This window comes from Mycobacterium sp. NS-7484 (assembly GCF_001953975.1).
In the GTDB taxonomy this organism is placed as follows: Bacteria; Actinomycetota; Actinomycetes; order Mycobacteriales; family Mycobacteriaceae; genus Mycobacterium.
In genome coordinates this window covers 102,074-126,388 of sequence record NZ_MBEJ01000099.1, presented here as the reverse complement: position 1 = coordinate 126,388, position 24,315 = coordinate 102,074, and the positions used below count along the sequence as shown (strand labels likewise).

The 24,315-nt window shown below is 67.8% G+C and carries 23 protein-coding genes and 3 pseudogenes; 8 read left to right on the top strand and 18 right to left on the bottom strand.

Annotated features, from left to right (window positions below; genetic code table 11):
• Positions 1-8: 8 nt before the first annotated feature.
• Together moaC and A5733_RS18960 are read right to left on the bottom strand one after the other, a co-directional pair.
• On the bottom strand, positions 9-476 hold the full coding sequence (gene moaC, locus A5733_RS18965; RefSeq protein WP_076241234.1) for a cyclic pyranopterin monophosphate synthase MoaC: 468 nt from the start codon (positions 474-476) through the stop codon (positions 9-11).
• Between the two features lie 2 nt (positions 477-478).
• The gene (locus tag A5733_RS18960) at positions 479-676 is read right to left on the bottom strand and encodes a hypothetical protein (RefSeq protein WP_067769921.1); all 198 of its coding nucleotides are present in this window, start codon (positions 674-676) and stop codon (positions 479-481) included.
• A 73-nt stretch (positions 677-749) separates the two neighbouring features.
• Here A5733_RS18960 and A5733_RS18955 point away from each other — a divergent pair, with 73 nt between their 5' ends.
• On the top strand, positions 750-3,005 hold the full coding sequence (locus A5733_RS18955) for a helicase-associated domain-containing protein (protein WP_076241233.1): 2,256 nt from the start codon (positions 750-752) through the stop codon (positions 3,003-3,005).
• A 160-nt stretch (positions 3,006-3,165) separates the two neighbouring features.
• Positions 3,166-4,815: a DNA repair helicase XPB gene (locus A5733_RS18950; protein ID WP_076241232.1), complete on the top strand. Its 1,650-nt coding sequence runs from the start codon at positions 3,166-3,168 to the stop codon at positions 4,813-4,815.
• Between the two features lie 62 nt (positions 4,816-4,877).
• On the opposite strand, the gene A5733_RS18945 is transcribed toward A5733_RS18950, so the two are convergent.
• The gene (locus tag A5733_RS18945) at positions 4,878-5,213 is read right to left on the bottom strand and encodes a cupin domain-containing protein (protein WP_076241231.1); all 336 of its coding nucleotides are present in this window, start codon (positions 5,211-5,213) and stop codon (positions 4,878-4,880) included.
• Between the two features lie 53 nt (positions 5,214-5,266).
• A pseudogene (locus tag A5733_RS18940) lies at positions 5,267-5,500 on the bottom strand (short-chain dehydrogenase); the annotation flags it as partial.
• 131 nt (positions 5,501-5,631) lie between these two features.
• Between A5733_RS18940 and A5733_RS18935 the strand changes: the two are divergent.
• A pseudogene (locus A5733_RS18935) lies at positions 5,632-6,651 on the top strand (YbfB/YjiJ family MFS transporter); the annotation flags it as partial.
• A gap of 42 nt (positions 6,652-6,693) precedes the next feature.
• Here A5733_RS18935 and A5733_RS18930 read toward each other — a convergent pair.
• Entirely contained in the window at positions 6,694-7,626 is a 933-nt protein-coding gene (locus A5733_RS18930; RefSeq protein ID WP_076241229.1) for a LysR family transcriptional regulator, read from the bottom strand.
• A gap of 209 nt (positions 7,627-7,835) precedes the next feature.
• Between A5733_RS18930 and A5733_RS18925 the strand changes: the two are divergent.
• Positions 7,836-8,045 (top strand): annotated as a pseudogene (locus tag A5733_RS18925) (SDR family oxidoreductase); the annotation flags it as partial.
• Positions 8,046-8,074: 29 nt separating this feature from the next.
• Here the strand turns inward: A5733_RS18925 and A5733_RS18920 are convergent.
• Positions 8,075-9,064: an LLM class F420-dependent oxidoreductase gene (locus A5733_RS18920; RefSeq protein WP_076241228.1), complete on the bottom strand. Its 990-nt coding sequence runs from the start codon at positions 9,062-9,064 to the stop codon at positions 8,075-8,077.
• Positions 9,065-9,120: 56 nt separating this feature from the next.
• Here A5733_RS18920 and A5733_RS18915 point away from each other — a divergent pair, with 56 nt between their 5' ends.
• Complete coding sequence (locus A5733_RS18915; protein ID WP_067769903.1) at positions 9,121-9,546, top strand: pyridoxamine 5'-phosphate oxidase family protein; 426 nt, start codon at positions 9,121-9,123, stop codon at positions 9,544-9,546.
• A gap of 4 nt (positions 9,547-9,550) precedes the next feature.
• Entirely contained in the window at positions 9,551-10,138 is a 588-nt protein-coding gene (locus tag A5733_RS18910) for a bifunctional 2-polyprenyl-6-hydroxyphenol methylase/3-demethylubiquinol 3-O-methyltransferase UbiG (RefSeq protein WP_076241227.1), read from the top strand.
• Between the two features lie 9 nt (positions 10,139-10,147).
• Here A5733_RS18910 and A5733_RS18905 read toward each other — a convergent pair whose 3' ends face one another.
• Positions 10,148-10,693, bottom strand: coding sequence for a TetR/AcrR family transcriptional regulator (locus A5733_RS18905; RefSeq protein WP_076241226.1), 546 nt, complete (start codon positions 10,691-10,693; stop codon positions 10,148-10,150).
• A 75-nt stretch (positions 10,694-10,768) separates the two neighbouring features.
• Between A5733_RS18905 and A5733_RS18900 the strand changes: the two genes are divergently transcribed.
• Positions 10,769-11,968, top strand: a complete 1,200-nt coding sequence (locus A5733_RS18900; protein ID WP_076241225.1) for an FAD-dependent monooxygenase — start codon at positions 10,769-10,771, stop codon at positions 11,966-11,968.
• A gap of 22 nt (positions 11,969-11,990) precedes the next feature.
• On the opposite strand, the gene A5733_RS18895 is transcribed toward A5733_RS18900, so the two are convergent.
• The 4 genes from A5733_RS18895 to A5733_RS18880 all read right to left on the bottom strand — a co-directional run bounded on the left by A5733_RS18895 (position 11,991) and on the right by A5733_RS18880 (position 17,760).
• The gene (locus A5733_RS18895; protein ID WP_076241284.1) at positions 11,991-12,656 is read right to left on the bottom strand and encodes a nitroreductase; all 666 of its coding nucleotides are present in this window, start codon (positions 12,654-12,656) and stop codon (positions 11,991-11,993) included.
• A 147-nt stretch (positions 12,657-12,803) separates the two neighbouring features.
• A complete protein-coding gene (locus A5733_RS18890; RefSeq protein WP_076241224.1) occupies positions 12,804-14,951 on the bottom strand; it encodes a 3-hydroxyacyl-CoA dehydrogenase NAD-binding domain-containing protein in 2,148 nt (715 codons plus the stop codon).
• A gap of 14 nt (positions 14,952-14,965) precedes the next feature.
• Entirely contained in the window at positions 14,966-16,177 is a 1,212-nt protein-coding gene (locus A5733_RS18885) for an acetyl-CoA C-acetyltransferase (protein WP_076241223.1), read from the bottom strand.
• A 443-nt stretch (positions 16,178-16,620) separates the two neighbouring features.
• Complete coding sequence (locus A5733_RS18880; protein WP_369830956.1) at positions 16,621-17,760, bottom strand: alkene reductase; 1,140 nt, start codon at positions 17,758-17,760, stop codon at positions 16,621-16,623.
• Positions 17,761-17,782: 22 nt separating this feature from the next.
• Between A5733_RS18880 and A5733_RS18875 the strand changes: the two genes are divergently transcribed.
• On the top strand, positions 17,783-18,952 hold the full coding sequence (locus A5733_RS18875; protein WP_076241221.1) for a pyridoxal phosphate-dependent aminotransferase: 1,170 nt from the start codon (positions 17,783-17,785) through the stop codon (positions 18,950-18,952).
• A gap of 14 nt (positions 18,953-18,966) precedes the next feature.
• Here A5733_RS18875 and A5733_RS18870 read toward each other — a convergent pair whose 3' ends face one another.
• The 7 genes from A5733_RS18870 to A5733_RS18840 form a co-directional block, all read right to left on the bottom strand.
• Positions 18,967-19,329 carry a WhiB family transcriptional regulator gene (locus tag A5733_RS18870; protein WP_369806697.1) on the bottom strand — a complete coding sequence of 121 codons (363 nt, stop codon included), beginning with the start codon at positions 19,327-19,329 and terminating at the stop codon, positions 18,967-18,969.
• A gap of 159 nt (positions 19,330-19,488) precedes the next feature.
• Positions 19,489-20,406 (bottom strand): TIGR03564 family F420-dependent LLM class oxidoreductase, encoded by a 918-nt coding sequence (locus A5733_RS18865; protein ID WP_076241220.1) that lies wholly within the window; start codon positions 20,404-20,406, stop codon positions 19,489-19,491.
• Positions 20,407-20,445: 39 nt separating this feature from the next.
• Positions 20,446-20,889, bottom strand: a complete 444-nt coding sequence (locus A5733_RS18860) for an SRPBCC family protein (RefSeq protein ID WP_076241219.1) — start codon at positions 20,887-20,889, stop codon at positions 20,446-20,448.
• Positions 20,890-20,930: 41 nt separating this feature from the next.
• Complete coding sequence (locus A5733_RS18855) at positions 20,931-21,809, bottom strand: universal stress protein (protein WP_067769881.1); 879 nt, start codon at positions 21,807-21,809, stop codon at positions 20,931-20,933.
• Positions 21,802-22,707, bottom strand: coding sequence for a universal stress protein (locus tag A5733_RS18850; protein WP_076241218.1), 906 nt, complete (start codon positions 22,705-22,707; stop codon positions 21,802-21,804). The genes A5733_RS18855 and A5733_RS18850 overlap by 8 nt, the downstream gene beginning before the upstream one ends.
• A 59-nt stretch (positions 22,708-22,766) precedes the next feature.
• Complete coding sequence (locus tag A5733_RS18845; RefSeq protein ID WP_076241217.1) at positions 22,767-23,849, bottom strand: CaiB/BaiF CoA-transferase family protein; 1,083 nt, start codon at positions 23,847-23,849, stop codon at positions 22,767-22,769.
• A gap of 22 nt (positions 23,850-23,871) precedes the next feature.
• Positions 23,872-24,312 (bottom strand): SRPBCC family protein, encoded by a 441-nt coding sequence (locus A5733_RS18840; protein ID WP_067769875.1) that lies wholly within the window; start codon positions 24,310-24,312, stop codon positions 23,872-23,874.
• Positions 24,313-24,315: the final 3 nt, after the last annotated feature.

The following is a 24,315-nucleotide window of genomic DNA, read 5'->3' as shown; positions in this document are numbered from 1 at the left end:
GTGTTTTCCTACGTTCTTTCCCACAGTCCCGTTTTACCGCCTTCTTTGCGCACCACTTTGATGTCGTCGATGCGTGCGGCGGGGTCGACTGCCTTGATCATGTCGTAGAGCGTCAGCGCCGCCACGCTCACCGCGGTCAGCGCTTCCATCTCGACGCCGGTGCGGTCAGTGCTGCGCACGGTGGCGGTGATGGCCACCGCCCCCTCGCCGGGTTCGAAATCCACGTCCACGCCGGTCAGCGCCAACTGGTGGCACAGCGGGATCAGGTCGGGAGTCCGCTTGGCGGCCAGGATCCCGGCCACGCGCGCCGTGGCCAGGGCATCACCTTTGGGCAATCCGCCCGAGGCGATGAGGGCCACCACATCCGGCCGGGTGTGCAGCGTCCCGGTAGCCACCGCGGTGCGCTTCGTGACGTCCTTGGCCGTGACGTCGACCATGTGCGCCGCGCCGGAGGAGTCGAGATGCGACAGCTCCACCGTTACCGGTTGACGACGGTTGCCGACTGGATGAAGGGCAGTTCTTCGGCCGGCAGCGGAAAGGTCACATCACCGAACGGGGACAGCGCGCCGGTGCGGTCGGTGGCGAGCTCGCTGACGGCATGATCGTCACCGTCGGAGAGCACGGGCCAGCCATTGTCGACGTAATGGTTCTTCTTCTTGTCAGCCACGCCCCACATTGTGGCAGGCCGCCGATCTGGTGGCGATACCGGCGCGGTGCACCGCCCGAAGTAGCTTTACGCTGGTCAGGATATGACCGCCGCAAAGACCCCCGGAATCCCGTTGGGTGCCTGGCTGTCCGACCTCGATGATTCGGGTCTCATCCGCCTGCTGGAGCTGCGGCCCGATCTGAGCCAGCCGCCACCAGGAACGATCGCCGCCCTGGCCGCACGTGCCACCTCACGGCAATCGGTCAAGGCTGCCACCGACTCGTTGGACTTCCTGCGGCTGGCTGTCCTCGATGCGCTGCTGGTCCTGCATGCCGACGCCCACGCGGTCGCAGTGAAGCAGCTGACCGAGCTGCTGGGCGGGCGGGTCGGCGCGGACGAACTGACCGCGGCGTTGGACGATCTGCGCGAGCGGGCCCTCCTATGGGGCCAGTCCGAGGTCCGGGTGGCCGCCGAGGTGGCCTCGGGGCTGCCCTGGCATGTCGGCCAGGCCACCGTTGAGGGGTCCGAACTCAGTGCCGACGAGATCGCCGCGCGGCTCGGTGGGCTCGACGATCCGCAGAACGATCTGCTGGCCCGCCTTCTTGAGGGTTCACCCGTCGGCCGTACCCGCGACGCGGCACCGGGCACGCCGCCCGACCGGCCGGTGCCGCGGTTGGTGGAGGCCGGGCTGCTGCGCCGGATCGACGACGAGACCGTGATCCTGCCCCGGTTGGTCGGGCAGGCGATGCGCGGGGAGGCGCTCGGCCCGACGGAGTTGACCGCACCGGTGTTGCAGACGTCGACCACCCCGCCGGCCGACGTGGACGCGGTGGCCGCCGGCGCCGCCATCGACCTGCTGCGCGAGATCGAGCTGATCATCGAAACCCTGGGCAGTGCACCGGTTCCCGAGCTACGCGCCGGCGGACTGGGCGTGCGTGACGTCAAACGGCTGGCCAAGATCACCGGCATCGACGAGCCGCGGTTGGGACTGCTCCTGGAGCTCACGGCCGGTGCCGGGCTGATCGCGGCCGGGATGCCGGATCCCGACCCGGGTGACGGCGCCGGCCCCTACTGGGCGCCGACCGTGGCCGCCGATCGCTTCGTCGAAGCCACGACTGCGGCGCGCTGGCAACTGCTGGCCTCGACCTGGCTGGACCTGCCGGCCCGGCCGGCCCTGATCGGCAGCCGCGGGCCGGACAACAAACCCTTTGCCGCACTGTCGGATTCGCTGTACTCGACGGCCGCTCCCCTGGACCGCCGCCTACTGTTGAGCGTGCTGGCCGACCTGCCGCCGGGCACCGGGATCGACGCTGCCGAGGCCTCCCGCGCGATGATCTGGCGCCGCCCGCGCTGGGCGGTGCGGCTGCAGCCCGGCACGATCGGCGGGTTGCTGACCGAGGCCCACGCGCTGGGCATGGTCGGCCGCGGGGCGATCAGCACACCGGCGCGCGGCATGCTGGCCGGCGACGCCGACGAGGACGTGCTGGCCGCGATGGCCAAGGCACTGCCGAAACCGCTCGACCACTTCCTGCTTCAGGCCGATCTCACCGTGATCGTGCCCGGCCCGCTGGAACGGGATCTGGCCGAACATCTTGCCGAGGTCGCCACCGTGGAATCGGCGGGCGCGGCCATGGTCTACCGGATCAGCGAGACCTCCATCCGACGCGCGCTCGACGCCGGGCGGACGGCCGGTGAACTGCACGCGCTGTTCGACAAACATTCGAAAACCCCGGTGCCGCAAGGCTTGACCTACCTGATCGACGACGTCGCACGCCGCCACGGCCAGCTGCGCGTCGGCGTCGCCGCGTCGTTCCTGCGGTGCGAGGACCCCGCCCTGCTGGCCCAGGCCGTCGCCTCGCCGGGAGCCGACCGCCTCGAACTGCGATTGCTCGCCCCCACCGTGGCGGTGTCGCAGGCGCCGATCGCCGATGTACTCACGGTGCTGCGCGAGGCCGGTTTCGCCCCCGCGGCCGAAGACTCCACCGGCACCGTCGTCGACATCAGGGCGCGCGGGGCGCGCGTCGTCGCCCCGACCCGGCGTCGCGTCTACCGTCCGCCCACCCCGCCGACGGCCCAGACGCTCGGCGCGATCGTCGCGGTGCTGCGCAAGGTGGCCGCCGGCCCGTTCTCCAGCGTGCGACTGGACCCGGCCATGGCCATCACCCAGTTACAAGACGCCGCGATCAACCAGACCTCCGTGGTGATCGGCTACGTCGACCCGGCGGGAGTGGCCACCCAACGCGTGGTCTCCCCGATCAACGTGCGCGGTGGCCAGCTGACCGCGTTCGACCCGGCGGCCGGGCGGGTACGCGAGTTCGCGATCCACCGGGTGACCTCGGTGGTCTCCGCCGACGACTGAGGGTGCCGGACTCCGCGGCGCTTACGCTGAAGATCACGGTCACCAGGTGGCTGCGATCTTCAACCTTGTGCTCGGCGCAGCGCTGCGCACCGCTGACCCCCGGCTAGTCGCACCGATTCGGAATAATGGACGCCGATGACTTTCCTACGAGGAGCCCGGGATGACTGACGGCCCACTGATCGTGCAGTCCGACAAGACGGTGCTGCTCGAAGTCGACCACGAGCAGGCTGGTGCGGCGCGCGCGGCGATCGCGCCGTTCGCCGAGCTCGAGCGCGCGCCCGAGCATGTGCACACCTACCGCATCACGCCGCTGGCCTTGTGGAACGCCCGGGCAGCCGGCCATGACGCCGAGCAGGTGGTCGACGCGCTGGTGTCCTTCTCGCGGTATCCCGTGCCGCAACCGCTGCTCGTCGACATCGTCGACACCATGGCCCGCTACGGGCGGCTGCAGCTGATCAAGCATCCGGCACACGGATTGACGCTGGTCAGCCTGGACCGCGCGGTGCTGGAAGAGGTGCTGCGCAACAAGAAGATCGCCCCGATGCTGGGCGCGCGCATCGACGACGACACCGTGATCGTGCACAACAGCGAACGCGGCCGGGTCAAGCAGATGCTGCTCAAGATCGGCTGGCCGGCCGAGGACCTGGCGGGCTATGTCGACGGCGAGGCCCACCCCATCGAGCTGGCCCAGGACGGCTGGGCCCTGCGCGACTACCAGGAGATGGCGGCCGACTCCTTCTGGGCGGGCGGCTCCGGTGTGGTGGTGCTGCCCTGCGGTGCCGGTAAGACGCTGGTGGGCGCGGCCGCGATGGCCAAGGCGGGCGCGACGACGCTGATCCTGGTCACCAACACCGTGGCCGGCCGCCAGTGGAAACGTGAACTGGTGGCCCGCACCTCGCTGACTGAGGACGAGATCGGCGAGTACTCGGGCGAGAAGAAGGAGATCCGCCCGGTCACCATTGCGACCTACCAGGTGATCACCCGGCGCAGCAAAGGTGAGTACAAGAACCTCGAGATCTTCGACACCCGCGACTGGGGGCTGATCATCTACGACGAGGTGCACCTATTGCCCGCACCGGTGTTCCGGATGACGGCCGACCTGCAGTCGCGCCGGCGGCTGGGCCTGACCGCGACGCTGATCCGCGAGGACGGCCGCGAAGGCGACGTGTTCTCGTTGATCGGGCCGAAGCGCTACGACGCCCCGTGGAAGGACATCGAGGCCCAGGGCTGGATCGCACCGGCGGAATGCATCGAGGTGCGGGTGACGATGACCGACAACGAGCGCATGCTCTACGCCACCGCCGAACCCGAGGAGCGCTACAAGCTGTGCTCGACGGTGCACACCAAGATCGCCGTCGTGCGATCGATCCTGGAACGTCACCCCGGCGAGCCGACCCTGGTGATCGGCGCCTACCTGGATCAGCTTGAGGAACTCGGCGAGGAACTGGGCGCCCCGGTGATCCAGGGGTCGACGAAGAACGCCGAACGCGAGGCGCTGTTCGACGCGTTCCGCCGCGGGGAGATCTCCACCCTGGTGGTCTCGAAGGTGGCGAACTTCTCCATCGACCTACCGGAAGCCTCTGTGGCCGTTCAGGTTTCGGGCACCTTCGGGTCTCGGCAGGAAGAGGCACAACGCCTGGGCCGGTTGCTGCGGCCCAAGGCCAACGGTGGCGGCGCGGTGTTCTACTCAGTGGTCTCGCGGGACTCGCTGGACGCGGAGTACGCCGCCCACCGGCAACGGTTCCTGGCCGAGCAGGGCTACGGCTACATCATCAAAGACGCCGACGACCTGCTCGGCCCGGCGATCTGACCAGGGCCGGTCAACGCTGAAGATCGCGGCTAGCAGGTGACCGCAATCTTCAGCGCAAGCGCTCAGCGGACCGACTTGACCACCGTCAACAGCACCACGGAATCTTCCAGCGCCTGCAGGCTGTGCCGGGTGCGCGGGATCACGATGTGATCGCCCTTCGACCCTTCCCAGCTGGCCTCGGCATTGGCCAGCTTCACCCGGCCCTCGATCACCTGCAGGGTGGCCTCTCCGGGGCTCTCATGCTCGTCCAGCCCGGTGCCCGCGGTGAGCGCGATCAGCGTCTGACGCAGCGAGTGTTCGTGACCGCCGTAGACGGTGTGGGCACTGCGCCCGTTGCTTGCGGAGCGGGCCGTCTCCAACTGCTGGCGGGCAACTGCGGTGAGCGAGATCTTCTCCATAGTCAACGATCGTGCCATCCCTCGTCCGGCGATGGTGAGCAGTACCGGTAACGCTAGGCCGAAGCGAGTTGCGCCTTGACCCGGCGGGACAGGTCATCGGCGAGGATCTCGGCCTGACCATCGAGCAGGCCGGTGACGGCCCGGGCCGCGACCACCGCTGGGTCGGTTTTCTGGTCGTCCGGGATGTAGGAGACCATGTCGGTGTCCATATAGCCGACGTACAGGGCCGCCACGTGAATCCCGCGGGGCGCCAGTTCGGTTCGCAGGGCGTCGGTCAACGCCCACGCGATGTTGTTCGTCATGGCACTGACAACACCTGTGCCGACGGCGAACATCCCTTCCGGTGGAAGGCAATACCTCGAAGCTGCGAGGTATTCGGTCATGGCTCTTCGAACGAATTGCCCCGCACGATGAACCGATGCGCCATCATGCACACGTCGCCCGCACCGCCGCCGTGCTGGCCGCCGCCATGGGGATCGGCCGGTTCGTCTACACCCCCATCCTGCCGTTGATGACCGCGCAGGCCGGGGTGAGCGCTCACACCGCCGCCGACCTCGCCACCGCGAACTACGTCGGCTATCTGGTCGGTGCGCTGGCCGGAACGGTCTGGCCGCGCCTGGCCCGATCGATGTTCGCGTGTCGGCTGTGCCTGGTCGCGCTGATCGTCAGCCTGGTGGCAATGCCGTTGACCACCAACGCCATTGGCTGGATCACGCTGCGCACGCTGGCCGGAATCACCAGCGCGCTGGTGTTCGTCATCGCGGTCAACACCATGATGGAGCACCTGCACGCCCACCCGGCGCACCTGGCCGGGTGGGGGTTCGGCGGGGTCGGCGCGGGCATCGCGCTCTCGGCGGTGCTGGTGCTGGCCGCCGGAGATTGGCAGGTGGCCTGGTGGGCGGCCGCGGCGGTGGCCGCGGTGCTCAGCCTCGCCGCCTGGTCGATGCACCCGGCGCCGGATACCGCGACAACCGGTACCGAAGCTCGAAACCGTCCGCCGCACGGCGCCTTCGCACTGCTGCTGGTCAGCTACACCTTGGAAGGCATCGGTTACATCATCGCCGGCACCTTCCTGGTGGCCGCCGTAGCGCACGGCACGCCGAGCTGGCTGGGTGGCGGAGCCTGGCTGGTGGTGGGGTTGGCCACCGTCCCGTCCGCGGCGCTGTGGGCCGCGCTGAGCACCCGGTGGTCGCATCCGGCGCTGCTGATGGCGGCGCTCGGCGTGCAGGCCGCCGGGATCGCCGTCGCGGGACTGGCCGGCGGGGTGAGTGCGGCGCTCACCGGCGCCGTGCTGTTCGGCGGGACCTTCATCGGGGTGAGCACGCTGGCCCTGGCCGCCGGACGGCTGCTGCGCTATCCGCGGGCCGTCGCGCTGCTCACCGCCGGGTATTCGGCCGGGCAGATCCTCGGACCGATCGTGGTGACACCACTGCTGCACCACGGTTTCCGTCCGGCCCTGGTGGTGGGCGCACTGGTGGTGTCAATCGCCGCTTTGGTGGCCGGGGTGATGCGGATCATCGGGTGGCAGCCACACATCCGCGTCGTCGAGCCCGAAATCGCCGACGCCGCGGGTGAACTCGTCGACCACGGCCAGTACGGCCGGGCTGGACTCGTCCCGGCGCCACACCAGCGACCAGGTCCACAACGGTGAGGGAGCCACCACCGGGCGGCGTACCAGCCCGGTGGGCAGTGCGGTGGTCTGCCCCTTGGGATTGTTGAGCACCGGACGACGCAGCCGGCGGACGTGTTCGAAGAAGGTGGGCCCGGTGACACCGCCGTCATCGGTGCGCATCACCGGTGCGCCGACGGCGGCGGCGAACTGTTCGCCGTAGCGATTCCACGACGACCAGCTGGCCGCATCCGAATCGATGAGCACCGTGGTGTCGCCGGCGGTCACCGGTGATTCGTCGGTGCCGGGACACAACGCGTACAGCCGGTCCACCCCGATCAGCCGAGCCTGCAGCGCCAGGGCCGCCAGATCAGCGTTCTGCACCCAGCAGATGGCCAAATCCAGGCTGCCGTCGGCCACCCGGGCGGCCTGGGTGTGTGAGGGCATCACCCAGGTGTCCACCCGTAGTTGGGCCACCCCTGCGGCACGTTCGGCCCAGTCGGTCGGGCACCAGTTCACGTAGCCGATCCGCACCGGGTCCGACACCGCCAAACCGTGTGCCCGCCTGCGCAATTCGTCGGCCCGCCGGATCAGCGCACGGGCCTCGGGCAGCAGCGCACCACCGGCCTGAGTGAGCGCCACCGAACGCCGGTCCCGGTCGAACAGCGTGACCTTGAGATCACGTTCGAGGGCCTTGATCTGCTGGGACAGCGACGGCCCCGCGATCCGCAGACGCTCGGCCGCCCGGCCGAAGTTCAGTTCTTCGGCGACGGTGACGAAATAGCGCAGCTGGCGCAACTCCACCGTTGCAGCGTAATAGGCTGCGCCTCTCAGCAGGGAGCCGACAGATCCCGCCGGCCGGACATGAGCCAGCGCCTCGCCGCGTTGAGCAGTGCAACCGGGCAGACCGGACAACCGAAAGGGACTGACATGAGCACCGACACCGACAACACCGCCACCCGCGTCGCCGTCATCACCGGCGGGTCCCAGGGCATCGGCGCCGGCCTGGTGGCCGCGGCATCCGGGTGAACGCGGTGGCCTTGGGCTCGATCAACACCCCGATGCACGATCCCTCCACGCACGACTTCATGGCCGGGCTGAACCCGATGGGCCAACTCGGTGAGATCGACGACGCCGTGGATGCGGTGCTGTACCTGGAGCGTGCCGGCTTTGTCACCGGCGAGATCCTGCGGGTGGACGGTGGCCAAAGTGCCGGGCACTGACGAAGGGTGGCGCATCGCTCACTATCAGGTCAGCTCAGTGCCGGAATGACCTTCTGCTCGAACAGTTCGATTCCCGACCGGTCATAGGCGGCTTCCGGGAAGTACAGGATCGCATATTCGCAACCGAGATCACGCATCCGCTGCAGCTTCTCGACGACCTGTTCCGGTGTGCCGCTTGCGGATTCCGGCGCGGTGGCGTTGGCCAGCATTGCGTCGACCGCACCCTCACCGGCAACCGGCACCTGCCGGTCTCGCAACCGCGCGACGCGATCGGCGACGTCGGACTCCGAATCGCCGATGACGGCGTTGAAGTTCGCCGAGCGCACGATGGCGTCGTAGTCGGTGCCGACGTCTTTGCAGTGCGCGGCGAGCACCTGGGATTTGTGCGCGAAGCCCTCGGGCTCGGAGGTGAAGTTGGTGTACTGCGCGTACTTGGCCGCGATGCGCAGCGTCACCTTCTCCCCGCCGCCGGCGATCCACAACGGAATTCCGTTGTCCTGCAACGGCTTGGGCGCCACGATGGCGCCGTCCACCTGATAATGCTTTCCGTCGAAGCTGACCCGCCCGTCCCGCCAGGCGTCACGCATGATCTGCACACCCTCGTCGAGCCGGCCCAACCGCTCACCGGCCGAAGGGAAGCCGTAGCCGTAGGCACGCCATTCGTGCTCGTACCAGCCACCGCCGATACCCATCTGCACCCGGCCACCGGAGATGATGTCGGTGGTGGCGGCGACCTTGGCCAGATACACCGGATTGCGATAGCTCATCGCGGTGCACATCTGGCCCAGCTTGATCCGTGACGTCGTCGCCGCATACGCGGCCATCAGCGTCCAGGCCTCGTGGGTGGCCTCGTCGGTGGGCACCGGCACGGTGTGGAAGTGGTCGTAGACCCACAGCGAATCCCAGGCGCCGGCGTCGGCGTATGACGCCAGATCGCTCATCACCTGCCAGTGGTCTTCAGCGGGAATGTCAACGAGGTCGAGACGCCAGCCCTGCGGGATGAAGAGTCCAAAGCGCATGGATCTCGACTCTACGACGCCGATCCGTGTCGGGGAACGGGGCTAGCCTGGTTTTCATGGCCCTTTCCAAGGAAGAACGCGAACAGTTTCTGGCCGAGCCGCACATCGCCGCGTTGTCGGTGTACGCCGGCGACAAGCGCGGTCCGCTGACCGTCCCCATCTGGTACCAGTACACCCCCGGCGGTGAACCGTGGGTGCAGACGGGGTTGGGTTCCCGCAAGCACCGGTTGATCGAAGCGGCCGGGCACTTCTCGTTGATGGCCGAGCGCCTGGAGCCGTCGGTGCGGTATGTGGCCGTCGACGGTGCGGTCAGCCGGATCGAACCGTCCACCGATGAGCAGCTCGTCGAGATGGTCCGGCGGTACCTGCCGCCGGAGAAGGTGGAGCCCTACCTGGAGTTCGCCCGGCGCGAGCACGGCGAGGGCGTCACCATCTACCTCAAGCCCGAGCACTGGCTGTCCGCCGATCTGGGGTCGCTGTGAGGCCATGAGTTCGCGGCAACGCCTGTTCCGCTGGCTCTACCGGCTGGGCTTCACGCCCTGGGACGGCCATCCACTGGCGCACAGCCTGACCGGCCTGATCGAAGGTGGCTCGTTGCCCCCGAGTGCCGCGCTCGACCTGGGCTGCGGCACCGGGGACACCGCGGTGTACCTGGCCAGGAACGGCTGGCACGTCACCGGGGTGGACTATGTGGACAAGCCGCTGAAGAAGGCGCGGGACAAAGCCGGAACGCTGCCCATCAGGTTCGCGAAAGCTGATGTGACGCAATTGAGTTCATCCGGCCTCGGAGCGGGATTCGAGCTCATCATCGACAGCGGCTGCCTGCACGGCATGAGCGGCGCGGATCGTGACGCCTACGTCCGGGAGGTCAGTGCGGTGGCCGCGCCCGGCGCGCGGTTGTTGATCGTGGCCTTCATCCCCGGTACATCGACGGGTGTGCCGGGGATCGGTTTCGACGAGGTGCAGCGGCGCTTCAGCGACGGTTGGTCCCTGGTATCGAGCGGTGACGAGCCCGCGATGGACCACAACGGGAAGAATCCGGCGCGGTTTTATCTGTTCAGCCGTGACGGGTAAGAAGCGCAGTCACAACCCCAACGCAGCCATCGCGCCGTCCACGGTGGTCCTGCGCAACTGCTCATAGGGCACGTCGGGGAACTGCAGGCAGCAATCCTGTAGACCACCGAAAGCGATGACGGCGCGGGTGGACTGTTCGAGGGTGGGCCGGCGGCCGAACACCAGCACGCCGAGCCGAGCGCGCCAGGCCAGCAGTTGGTCGATCAGCCCCAGGTCGGCCAACGTGGTCAGCTCGGAGACGATCAGTACGAGGTCGGCGCGATGCCGGTAGTGAAAGTCGAAGTAGCCCTCGAGAAGCTCGCGTGCCGTGGCCCGGGCCGCGCGGCGCTTGCGCTCCTGCTCGTCGATGAAGGCCTCGCCTTCGTCGATCAGGGGTTGCACGATGTTGCGAACCAGATCCTCCCGTGACCGGAAGTGGTAGTAGAGCGCCGGTTTCGTGATGCCGAGACGATCGGCGATGTCCTGCAGGCTGGTACGCAGCACACCCTTCTCGGCAAAGAGTTCGCGCGCCACGTCCAAGATGCGTTGGCGGGTATCCACAGCGGGCTTGGCCACGTAGTCACCCTAACTTACTTAACGATCGGTAAGCTCACGACAGGATTACTTACCGACCGTTAAGTAAGGGGCATCGTGAAGGTACTCATCTCTGGCGCCAGCATCTCCGGGCCGGTACTCGCGTACTGGCTGTCGCGACACGGTTTCGACGTCACCGTGGTCGAACGCTCACCCGCACTGCGTAAGACCGGCGGGCACGCCGTCGACCTGTTCCGCCCCGCCATGGAGATCTCCGAGCGCATGGGCGTACTGCCCGAGATCATGTCGCACGCCACCGGCACCACCCGACTCGTCGTCCACCGGCCGGGTGCCTCACGACCGGCCGAACTCGATTACCTCAAGCTCATCGGCGCCATGTCCGACCGGCACGTCGAGATCATGCGCGACGACCTCAGCGAGATCTACTACCGAGCCGGCCGCGACGATGTCGAATATCTCTTCGGCGACACGATCACCACCATCTCCCCCGACGGTGATGTCACCTTCGAGCACAACGGGTCCCGACGCTTCGACGTCGTGGTCGGGGCCGACGGCCTGCACTCGGGCGTGCGGAGACTGACGTTCGGCGACAACATCTCCGAGAACTTCCTCGGCGGATACCTGTCGGTGGTGTCCGTGCCGAAGAACATGGCTCGCGACGGCGAGATGAGCGGCTACTTCAAACCCGGTCACATGGCCGGGATCTACACCGCCGACCACCTCGACGACGCCCGCGCGGTGTTCATCTTCCGCCCGGATCGACCGTTGGACTTTGACTACCGCGACGTCGAACGCCACAAGGCGGCCCTCCGTGCGGCTTTCGCGGGGACGAGCACGGAAGTGGATCGCTGGCTCGACGAGGTGCCACGGACACCGACGTTCTACTTCGATGCGATCACCCAATTGGAGATGACGTCGTGGTCCCGTGGTCGAGTCACCCTCGTCGGAGATGCGGGCTACTGCCCCGGTCCCGCGGTCGGCGGAAGCACCAGCCTCGCGGTGTACGGCGCATACGTGTTGGCCGCCGAAATGGTGCGTGCCGGTGACGATCACGCCGCGGCGTTCGCCGCGTACGAACGCACCATGCGCGGACCGGTCGAAGGCAGCCGAAAGCTGGCCCGCGTGAACGCGAAAGCCATTGTGCCCACGAGTGGTTGGGGCATCCGCGCACTCGTCGGCGCGGGCCAGGTGATCTCGTTGCTGCCGCTGGGCGTCACCCAAGCGTTGGCCCGGCTCAACAGCAGAGGGGTACGGCTCTACGACACCATGCCCCTGCCGAACTGGCCTGCCGGCTGAGGACAGGCCCAGAAGGGTCGCGCTAATCGTCGATGAAAGTGACTGTCTCGTCGAGAGGGGCTCGGCCGGTACGGATGTAGTTGACCGAGGTGTCCTCGTAGCCGATCGACATACCGCAGAACAGCATGAGTTCCTCCGGGGGCGACACGAACGCCGCGACGGTCTTGTAGACCTTCGCCCACGACATCTGCGGGCAACTGTGCAGGCCCTCAGCGCGCAACAGCAGCATGACGGTCTGGAGATACATTCCTAGGTCCGACCACTGGGGACGGCCGAGGTCGCGGTCGACGTAGCAGAACAACGCGGCGGGCGCTCCGAAGGCGTCCCAGTTTGCGATGGCGGCCCGCTGCCGGGCCTCCCAATCCGCACGTTCGATACCGAGCGCGCTGTAACGCTCCTTGCCGAACCGGGATCGGCGCTCACCGTAGGGCGATTTGAGTTCAGCGGGATACATCACGTACTGCGGCTCGTCCCACGAGTCACCGGCGGCAACGCGCTCGACGGCAAGCTTTTTGAGCCGCGCAAGTGGTTCGCCGGTCACCACGAATATGCGCCAGGGCTGGATGTTCGATGCCGACGGAGCCCAGGCTGCTGCCGACAGCACGCGCTGCAACACCTCCCTCGAAACGGGCTCGTCGGTGAACCCACGCACCGCACGCCGGGTCGTCACCGCCTCATAAACGTCCACAATCACCCACCTTTCTGAGTGGACCCGATACGACCTGTCGTATCCAGCCTGATGGCTGCCGGACGCGTCCGCGCCCTTGGAAATCCGTAGTCGTGGGCGCACGCAAAAGCCCCCGACTCGCGTCGGGGGCTTTTGACGTACTGCGGCTTAGCTCTCCAGCGAAGCCGGCGGCAGGAAGCGGTCGCCGTAGCGGGCGGCCAGTTCCTTGGCCCGGGCCACGAAGGCCTCCTTGCCGACACCGAGCTCACCCTGGTAGCCAACGATGAACTGGGCCGAGCCACCGGTGTACGGCGGGAAGCCGATACCCATGATCGAGCCGATGTTCGCGTCAGCGGTCGAGGTGAGCACGCCCTCGTCGATGCACTTCTGGGTCTCCAGCGCCTCGGCGAACAGCATGCGGTCGATCATGTCCTGCAGCGGGATCTGCGAGGTACCCGAGTTGAAGGTCTCCCGCAGGCCGGGCCACAGCTGGGTCCGCTTGCCGTCGACGTACTCGTAGAACCCGGCGCCCTTCAGGCGCGACGGGCGACCGATCTCGATCATCTTCTCCACGACGGCCTCGGCCGGGTGCGGCACGTGCGTGCCACCCGCGGCCTCGATGCCTTCCTTGGTGGCGACGGCGATCTTGTGCATCAGCTCCAGGTTGAGCTCGTCGCTCAGCTGCAGCGGCGCCGCCGGGTAACCGGCCTGCGAACCGGCCTGCTCGATCGACGCGGGCTCCACGCCCTCGCCCAGCATGGCCAGCGCCTCGTTGACGAAGGTGCCGATCACGCGGCTGGTGAAGAAGCCGCGGCTGTCGTTGACCACGATCGGGGTCTTCTTGATGGCCAGCGTGTAGTCGAACACCCGGGCCAGCGCCTCGTCAGAGGTCTTCTCGCCCTTGATGATCTCCACCAGCGGCATCTTGTCGACCGGCGAGAAGAAGTGGATGCCGATGAAGTCCTCCTGGCGCTTGACGCCGGTCGCCAGACCGGTGATCGGCAGCGTGGAGGTGTTCGAGCCGAGCAGCGCGTTGGGCTCGACGATGTCCTCGATCTCCTGGAACACCTTGTGCTTGAGTTCCTGGTTCTCGAACACGGCCTCGATAACGAAGTCGACGCCCTTGAGATCCTGCGGATCGGCCGTCGGGGTGATCCGGGCCAGCAGCGCCGCGCTCTTCTCCTCGGTGGTCTTGCCACGCTTGAGCGCCTTGGCCTCCAGACCCTCCGAGTACGCCTTGCCCTTCTGGGCGGCTTCGATGCTGACGTCCTTGAGGACGACGTCGTAGCCGGCCTTGGCCGACACGTAGGCGATACCGGCGCCCATCATGCCCGCGCCCAGCACACCGATCTTCTTGATCTCCTGCTTGGCGATGCCCTCCGGACGCGAGGCGCCACCGTTGATGGCCTGCAGGTCCAGGAAGAACGCCTGAATCATGTTCTTGGCGGTCTGGCCGGTTACCAGCGAGACGAAGTAACGGCTCTCGATGCGGCTGGCGGTGTCGAAGTCGACCTGCGCACCCTCGACAGCGGCGTCCAGGATGGCCCGCGGTGCCGGCATCGGGGCGCCCTTGAGCTGCTTCTTGAGCAGTGCCGGGAAGGACGGCAGGATCGCGGCCAGGGCCGGGGTGGACGGGGTGCCGCCGGGGATCTTGTAGCCCTTGACGTCCCACGGCTGGGTGTGCGCCTCGGGGTTGGCCTTGATCCACGCCTTGGCCGCGGGGACCAATTCCTCCACGCTGCTTACCAATTCGTCAACCAGGCCCGTCTCCTTGGCCTTGGCCGGGTTGAACCGGGTGCCCTGGCTCAGGACCTCCATGAAGGCCTTCTGGATGCCGAACATGCGCACGGTGCGGGCCACGCCGCCACCACCGGGCAGCAGGCCCAGGGTGACCTCGGGCAGGCCGATCTGGCTGCCCTTGACGTCGGCGGCGATGCGGTGGTTGGTGGCCAGCGCGATCTCCAGGCCGCCACCGAGCGCGGCGCCGTTGATGGCGGCCACGACGGGCTTGGGCAGGGTCTCCAGCTTGCGCAGGTCAGCCTTGATGGTCTCGACCATCTCGAACGCCTCGGCGGCGTCATCCGGGCCGATATTCATCATGCCCTTGAGGTCGCCACCGGCGAAGAAGGTCTTCTTCGCGCTGGTGATGACCACACCGGTGATCGAATCCTGCTCGGCCACAAGTCTTTCCACGGCGTTGTGCATGGATTCCTTGTAGTGCTCGTTCATCACGTTGGCCGAACCGGTCGGGTCGTCCAGCGTCAGGGTGACGATGCCGTCGGCATCCTTGTCCCACTGAATGGTGTTCTCAGCCATTGTTTTTCGTCTCCCTACACGCGCTCGATGATGGTGGCCACACCCATGCCGCCGCCGATACACAGCGTGACCAGGGCACGCTTGGCGCCGCGACGCTCGAGCTCGTCGACCATGGTTCCGGTGATCATGGCGCCGGTGGCGCCCAGCGGGTGGCCCATCGCGATGGCGCCACCGTTGACGTTGAGCTTCTCGTCGGGGATGTTGAGGTCCTTCTGGAACTTCAGCACCACGGAGGCAAAGGCCTCATTGAGCTCGAACAGGTCGATGTCATCGACGGTCAGGCCGGCCCGATCCAACACCTTCTTGGTGGCCGGGGTGGGGCCGGTGAGCATGATGACCGGGTCGGCACCACTGGTGGCGGTGGCCACGACGCGGGCGCGCGGGGTCAGGCCCTGGCTCTGGCCGGCTTTCTCGCTACCGATCAGCAGCAGGCCGGCGCCGTCGACGATGCCGGAGCTGTTGCCGCCGGTGTGGACGTGGTTGATCTTCTCGACGTAGTGGTACTTCTGCAGCGCCACGTCGTCGAAGCCGCCCATCGCGCCGATGCCGTCGAACGCGGTCTTCAGCTTGCCCAGGCTCTCCACGGTCGTGCCGGGTCGCATGTGCTCGTCGTGGTCGAGGACGACGAGGCCGTTCTGGTCCTTGACCGGGACGACGGACTTGGCGAAGTAGCCGCCGGACCAGGCCGCTGCGGCTTTCTCCTGCGAGCGGGCGGCGTAGGCGTCGACGTCGTCGCGGGAAAAGCCCTCGATGGTGGCGATCAGGTCGGCGCCGATGCCCTGCGGGACGAAGCCGATGCGGTAGTTGGTCTCCGGGTCAGAGGCCCAGGCGCCGCCGTCGGAGCCCATGGGGACGCGGCTCATGGACTCCACGCCACCGGCGAGGACCAGGTCGTCCCAGCCCGAGCGCACCTTCTGGGCGGCCAGGTTGACCGCTTCGAGGCCGGACGCGCAGAAGCGGTTGAGCTGGAAGCCGCCCGTGGTCTCGGGGAGCTTGGCCACCAGGCCGGCGGTGCGGGCGATGTCGCCGCCCTGGTCGCCGACCGGGGAGACGACGCCCAGGATGAGGTCGCTGATCAGCGTCTCGTCCAGGTCGGGGTAGCGGCTGCGGATCTCTTCGATCAGGCCGACCACCAGGTTGACGGGCTTGACCTCGTTGAGCGAGCCGTTGCGTTGCTTGCCGCGCGGTGTGCGGATCGCCTCGTAGATGAAGGCTTCTTCGGACATGTCTGCTCCCCTGCCGTGTCGGCGTTCAGGTTCAGGTTGGGTTGTGGAACCGCCCCGTCACGAGTGCGGTCCTCTGAACGGCAGCGTAGCAGCCTCGCCCAACCCGTTGGTTGGGCCTGTGCTCAGCATCTCCTGGAACCGGCGGTCGACCGACTCGTCGCGGATTTCGACATGGGAGTTGTTCACCACGCGGCGCAACGACCCTCACGTGGAAAACGGCGCGACAGCAGGCATACGCCACGCAGCCCGGCGCACCGTTTTCGACCCCAGGGCTGCCGATCGCCCGCTGCAACGACCCTCACGTAGGAAACGGCGCGATAGCAGGGGTACGCTGCCGCCGCCACGCAGCCCGGCGCACCGATTTCCACACCAGGGCTGCCGATCGCCCGCTGCAACGACCCTCACGTGGAAAACGGCGCGGAACCAAACCACCCCGCCGCAGATCAGGCCGAGCGGGGCTCCTCGACCTCGGCCAGTGTCGGGTAGTCGGTGTAGCCGATCGGCCCCGGCGCATAGAAGGTCGACACATCGGGTTCGTTGAGGTCGGCACCCAGAATCAGCCGGTCGATCAGGTCCGGGTTCGCCAAGAACGCTCGCCCCACCGCGGCCGCGCTGATCGCGCCCCATTCGGCGTAGCTCTCCAGCTGGCAGAAGTCCGTCCCGGTGGCGCGCCCGGTGTTGAGCACGAACGTGCCTGGCCACAGCGCGCGCAGCACACCGAAATCGTGCGCCGCCGGGTCGATGACCACGTGCAGATAGGCCAAACCCAGCGGTTCGATGCGCTCCAGCAGGGCCTCGTAGGTGCCGATCGTGTCGGTCTCGCGCATGCCGCCCGCGGTGTTCCCAGGTGAGATCCGTAAGCCGACCCGGCCCGCGCCGATCTCGTCGACGACGGCCTCGACCACCTCGGCGGTCAGCCGGGCCCGGTTCTGCGGCGACCCACCGTAGGCGTCGGTGCGCTGGTTGACCACATCGGAGGCGAACTGGTGCAGCAGATAGCCGTTGGCACCGTGAATTTCCACGCCGTCCATGCCCGCATCGATCGCGCGGCGGGCGGCGGCACGGAACTGCTCGACGATGGCCGGGATCTCGTCGATGTCGAGGGCCCGCGGCGTCGGCAACGGCTTCTTGCCGGTGGGCGTGTGGGTGATGACGTCCGCGGCGATCGCCGATGGCGCGACGGGTTCGAACCCGCTGATCTCGGGGTGCGCCAAGCGGCCGACGTGCCAGAGCTGGACGAACATCTTGCCGCCCGCGGCATGCACCGCGTCCGCGATCTCCGCCCAACCGTGCTGATGGCGATCGGTGTAGATGCCCGGGGTGTTCATGTAGGCGCCGTTGGCGGTCTCGGCCACGGCGGTGGCCTCACTGATGATCAGGCCCGCGCCGGCGCGCTGCGAGTAGTACTGCGCGGCCAGCGGTGAGGGGGTGCCGTCGGCGTCGGCGCGCGAACGCGTCAGCGGTGCCATGAACAGACGGTTGGTGGCGGCGGTGTCGCCCACCTGGATCGGCTGCAGCAATGCCGCGTCGGCGTTCAGTGTGTAGGTCACGCCGCATAAGAGCGTCGGCGGCGCGGCAATCATTCCCGCATTAGCCTCATGCAACATGACTGTCACACGGCTGCAGCCGTTCGCCGTCACAGTGTTCGCCGAGATGTCCGCCCTGGCGGCGAAGCTCGGTGCGGTGAATCTGGGTCAGGGGTTTCCCGACGAGGACGGCCCGGCCGAGATGCTCAAAATCGCGATCGACTCGATCTCCAGCGGCCACAACCAGTACCCGCCCGGGCTCGGCATTCCCGAGCTGCGGGCCGCGATCGCCGCCCAGCGCAAACGCCACTTCGGCATCGACTATGACGCCGACACCGAGGTGCTGGTGACCGTCGGCGCCACTGAGGCCATCGCCGCTTCGGTGCTGGGCCTGGTCGAGCCGGGCTCGGAGGTGCTGGTGATCGAGCCCTTCTACGACTCCTACTCGCCGGTGATCGCGATGGCCGGGTGCATCCGCCGGACCGTTCCCATGGTCGCCGAGGGTGCCGGCTTTGCGATCGACACCGAAGGTCTGCACCGGGCGGTGACCCCGCAGACCAAGGCCCTGATCCTCAACTCACCGCACAACCCGACCGGTGCGGTCGCCTCCGACGCCGAGTTGCGAGCCATCGCGGCGCTGGCGATCGAGCACGATCTGCTGGTGATCACCGACGAGGTGTACGAGCAGCTGGTCTTCGGGGTCGAGCATCGCCCACTGGCCGGCTATCCGGGCATGGCGGGCCGGACCGTCACCATTTCCAGTGCGGCCAAGATGTTCAACGTCACGGGCTGGAAGATCGGCTGGGCCTGTGGACCTGCCGACCTCATCGCCGGTGTACGGGCCGCCAAGCAGTACCTGAGCTATGTGGGTGGCGGGCCGTTCCAGCCCGCGGTGGCCCACGCACTCAATCACGAGGACGGCTGGGTGGCCGATTTGCGCGAATCGTTCCGGGCCAAGCGGGACCGGCTGGGCAACGCGCTGGCCGACATCGGGTTCGAGGTACACGACAGCCGCGGCACCTACTTCCTGTGCGCCGACCCGCGACCGTTGGGTTACTCCGACAGCACACAGTTCTGCGCCGAACTTCCGCACAAGGCCGGGGTGGCGGCGATACCGATGTCAGCTTTCTGCGGACGGGAGGAGCATGCCGACAGCTGGAATCACTTGGTGCGCTTCGCATTCTGCAAACGCGACGACACGTTGGAAGAAGCGATCCGGCGACTCGGGGTGCTACGACCCCGCCGGTGATCCGGCTCGACCCGTCAGGAACCGAACCTGCTGCACAGCTTGACGGCACGCTCCCTGGCCGTCATCGCCCCCCAGATGCCGTAGGGTTCCGGGGCCGACAGTGCATGCTCCCGGCAGCGTTTCAGCACGGGACATTGCAGGCAGATCGCCTTGGCCGCTTCCTCCTGCCGGCGGAGCTTTCGGCCGCGAACCTCATCCGGGAAGAACACCTCGGCCGGATGGTCCCGGCAGCTGCCGTCGAGCTGCCAGCTCCACTCGTCGAGAGCCGGTGGCGGCAGGTTACGCGGGGACCGGTACACCGGGATCGCCGGACGTCCGGGCAGCTCCTGTGGCACAACAGGTTCCGGCGGCAGGCGGTCGAAAAGCGTGCGAGACAACGGCGATCACCCTTTGGACGGTATTGACGTGTGGCCTGTCATGCTGCCAGTCGCCTCGACAGCCCCGCGCTGTCATCATGTAAGGAATCCACCACAGATAGCGACACATTGTCGCTTGATTCCGCCCCGTAGCCGGAGCGCATGTGGTAGTGGGCAGGCCTATCCCAGCGAGGCAGCCACCTCCCACAGCGCGGCCAGATCCCGCGCCTCGGTCCGGATCGGGCTGAGCGCCACCTCGGTCGCGCCGGCGTCGAGGTAGCGCTGCAACTGCGCGTGGACATGCTTCGCGGATCCGATTGCCGCCAGCTCGACGATGCTGGAAACCTGTTCGCGGGCAATCACTTTCCGATACGACGGGATGGTCTCGTAGAACGCCAGCCGCGCTGCGGCAGCGTCGCGGGCCGCGTCGGCGTCGTCGTCGATCAGGGCGGGCACCATGGCCACCACCCGCGGTTGCGGCCGCCCTGCCGCGGTGGCCGCGGCGGTGATCGTCGGCACGATGAACTCTCCGACCGTGCGCGGCCCGGCGAGATACGGCAGCGTCCCGTCGGCCAGTTCTCCGGTCACCGCGAGCGCTTTGGGACCCATCGCGGCGACGTAGACGGGCACCGGCGCACCGCCGGGCACATGCACGGGCCACTCCGGGTCCGCGGTGAACTCGTTGCCGTGGAAGCTGACTGCGCGATCGTGGAAGACCGAGCGCAGGACCTGCAGGTGCTCACGCAACCGGCCCACCGGATCGGCCCACACCGTGCCGAAGGCGCGGTGCTCGGGGGCATGGGATCCCAGGCCGATACCCAACGTGAAGTTCCCGTGGACGGCGGCCTGGGCCGTCTGCGCCGCCGACGCCACCACCAGCGGGTGACGCGGGTTGAGCGGCACCACCGAGGTGCCGACGGCCAGGCCGGGCACCGCGGCCCCGATCAACGCGGCCAGGGTGATGGCGTCGACGTCGAACTGCTGGGCCAGCCAGAGCCGGCGGACCCCGGCCGCATACGCGGCGCGGGCCTGTGCGATCGCAGCGTCGACGACGTTCGAGGCGGACGGGTTCAGGGCAAGGACGACTCCGGTCGGCATAACGGCATCAACAGCCCCCGGGCGCACCACAATTCCGTTTCACGCATGGTGAGCATTACTCATGACCTCCCGCCGGAGCCGCTCGATGGCCACGTCGAGCACCAGCTTCTTACCCCGCCGGATCAGGAAGTCCGGGATGGGCATCGCCAGGTCGACGATGATGTCGAACCGCACCCGGGTCCGGTCCATCTCGGGAGTGAGGTTGTATTCGACGTGTTGGCCGCGTTGCTGGAGATTCGCTTCGGCATCCCAAACCATCCAGTTCTCACCCCAGTGGTATTCGAGAATCTCCTTGTCGGTAACCCCGAGAAGCCGCACCGTGGTCTTGACGTGATGGGGACGACCGTGCGGGTACCGGTCGAGCACATCGACCCGTCGATGCACCGGCGACCAGGCCGGCAATGCCTCAACGTCGGCGAGCACAGCCATGATCGCCTCGGGTGAGGCATCGAACACGGCCTCCCGCGAGGCCCGCACCGCCATAGGACCGAATGTAGTGGCCAGGCCGGGAACCGGACGGGATTTCAGCTACGCGCGACGATCACCGGTGCGGTGGAGGAATGGACGACGGCCGAGCTGACCGAGCCCAGCAGCATCCCGGTGAATCCGCCTCGGCCCCGGCTGCCGACCACCACCAGTTGCGCGGTCTCGGCCTGCGCCAGCAGTTGGCGGGCGGGCCGGTCGGGCATGACCACCCGGCGCACCGCGACGTCGGGATACCGCTCGCCCCACCCGGCAAGCTGTTCGGCCAGCGCCCGTTCGGCGCGCGGCGTCAGATCGTCCCACTTGATGTCGGGGAACTCGAAATTCACATCGGTCCAGGTGTGCACCACGACGAGCTCCACCCTGCGTCGCGACGCTTCGTCGAATGCGATTTCGGTGGCCAGCTCGGAAGCCGGTGAACCGTCGACCCCGACGACCACCGGCGCCGTCGACGGCGGCTCGTTCTCCGGGATCACCGCAACCGGCCCATGGGCGTGCTGGGCCAGGCTTGAGCTCACCGATCCGAGAAGCCGACGTCCCCACTTGCCCAACCCGCGGGAACCGACGACCACGAGGTCAGCGCGTCGGGAATATTCGATCAAGGTGGCGACCGCGTGTCCGGGCACGGCCTTCTCGACGATGCGGAGGGGGTGCGCGCCGGGCTTGGTCGTGGCGTCGACGGCGACCCGGCGTGCGGCGTCGAGAACGTTCTGCGCCTGATCATCCTGGGCCTGCAGATACTCCTCGGGCAGCGCGACGTCCAGCCAGACCGGCGACATCGCCCCGGGCAGTGCGTACACCAACGTGAGCTCGACGCCGCGAAGCTGGGCATCGCGTGCGGCCCAGGCCACCGCCGTATCCGATGCCGACGACCCGTCGACACCGACGACGATTCCGTGCCGGACGTCATGGTCACTCATGCGAATCTCCTTCTGCCACCGCGCGGCAGATCATCACCGGAACGAGGCTGTGGTGCAACAGATTCAGGCTCGTCGACCCGAGCAGGACACCGGCCAGCGCGTTGCGGCCACGAGAGCCGACGACCACCAGCCCGGAATCCGTGACGTGCTTGAGCAGTGCCTTGCCGGGCGAATCGGGCTCGACGAAGCATTTGGCCGCAACCCCGGGGTGGCGTTTGTTGTGAACGTCGACAGCGTCGGTCAGCGCGGCGAGTTCGGCGGATTCCACACCGTCCCAATCGATTAGCAGCGGGATGCTGACTCCGGTCTCGGCCGGAGCGGCCAACGACAGCGACCGCACCGCATTCAGCGTCAGGCCGAACCGGTCGGCGAATTCGAACGCCATCGCCAACGCGGCCTGCGCGGCGGGGCTGTCGTCGGCCCCGACGACGACGGGCCCCTCCCCCGGTGAGACCTGATCCCCGCGGAAGGCCACCACCGGGCACGCGGCCCGGGTCGCCACCGACAGCGCTGTCGAACCGAGCAGCAGCGCCGCGGCCGGGGTGACGGTCTTGCCGCCGAGGACGACCAGCCGCGCCTGCCGGCTGGCCTCGATCAACACCTGATCGGCCGGCTCGTCGAAGGAGACCGTGGACACCGTCAACGCGGGGTGTTCGTCGCGGACGGCCCGTTCGGCGGCCTTGAGGAACGTCTGCGCCATGTCCTGCTGATAGGACATCATCGCGGCGGTCAACGCGGCTGCGGTCTGAGTCAGGTTGCGGCCCAGCGATGGCAGCGCGTGCACGATGCGCAGCGGTGCGCCGAACCGTTCGGCGAGCGCGCCGGCCCACCGGGCCGCGGCGAGCGCGCCGTCACTGCCGTCGATTCCAACCACAACCGGGGCGTCTGAGGAAGTCACTCCTTCATCGTGGCGGCTGAGCGGCGCGATGGCCAGGGACCAAAGACTCTTGGTGCCGATCAGGTCCAGCCGATGTCGTCGAGGCTCGTGCTGGCCTGCGGCGGCTGACCGGGCGTGCCCGCCGCAGTCCGGGAGAACCGCGGGGCCGGTGCAGCCTGGGCCACGCCATCGACCGACACGAGCGTCGACCGGGCCCGCAGGTGCTCGCTCTCGGCGGCCTCACCCCAGGTGAGCACCGGTGTCACGCAGGCATCGGTGCCGGCGAAGATCTCCGTCCACTCGTCGCGGGTCTTGGTGGCGAAGCGCTCGGTGAAGATGTCGCGCAACTCGTCATAGCGGGCCAACTCGAACTGCCCGGGGATGGCGGCGGCGTCCAGCCCGAGTCCGGCCACCAACTGTGCGAAGAACTGCGGTTCGATCGCGCCGACGGCCATGTAGCCGCCGTCGGAGGTCTCATAGGTGCGGTAATACGGGGCACCGCCGTCGAGCAGGAACGACTCACGCTCGTCGCGCAACGATCCGGTGGCCCGCATGGTCCACATCATCTGCGACAGCATGCTGACGCCGTCGACCATGGCCGCGTCGATCACCTGCCCCTTGCCGGATTTCTCCCGCTCGTACAGCGCGGTGGCGATGCCGATGACGACGAGCATCGAGCCGCCGCCGAAATCGGCGACGAGGTTGAGCGGGGCGACCGGCGGCCGGTCTCGATAACCGATCGCCGACAGCGCCCCGGTCTGCGACAGGTAGTTGATGTCGTGGCCCGCCGTGGTGGCCAACGGACCGTCCTGCCCCCAACCGGTGATGCGGGCGAAGATCAACCGCGGGTTGGCGGCCTCACACTCGGCCGGTCCGATGCCCAGGCGTTCGCAGGTGCCGGGCCGGAAACAGTCAAGCAGCACATCGGCTTTGGCGACCAGCTCCAGTAACTTGCCCGGCTCGGCCTTGACGTCCAGGTCGACGATGCGCTTGCCCCGGTGCAGTAGGTCGACGTTCTCGGCCGGCATGGTCAGGCCGCCCGGGCGACGCACCCGTACCACGTCGGCACCCAGATCCGAGAGCATCATCGCGGCGTGCGGCCCCGGTCCGATGCCCCCGAGTTCGATCACGCGCACGCCGGCCAGGGGTCCCGTCTTCGTCATGGGAGGCACCCTAACCGGCGGACTATCCCTTCTTGACCTTGAGCACCTGCTTGCGCAGGCCCTCGGTGGCGGTCTCCACCCCACCCTTCATGGTCCGTTTCAGGATGAAGCCGGGCAGCGGCACCGACAGGTCGATCGAGATGTCGAACCGGACCTTGGTCTTGGCGCCGTCGGGGGTCAACGTGTAGCTGGCGTCCTGGGCCTTGAGTTGGCCGGCACTCACCAGCGTCCAGCTGACCTTGTTCTCACTCCAGGTGTATTCGATCACCTGCTCGTCGGTCAGCCCGGCGGCCTTGACCGTCATCTTCACGCGCTTGGGCCGGCCGTCGTCGTAGGTCTCGAGGATCTCGGCGCGCTGGTACTGCGGCGACCAGCTGGGCGTCGCCTCGACGTCGGCGACGACGTCGAGGATCTCCTGTGGGGTCGCCTCGATCACTACTTCGCGGGAATCACTGGTTGCCATGCG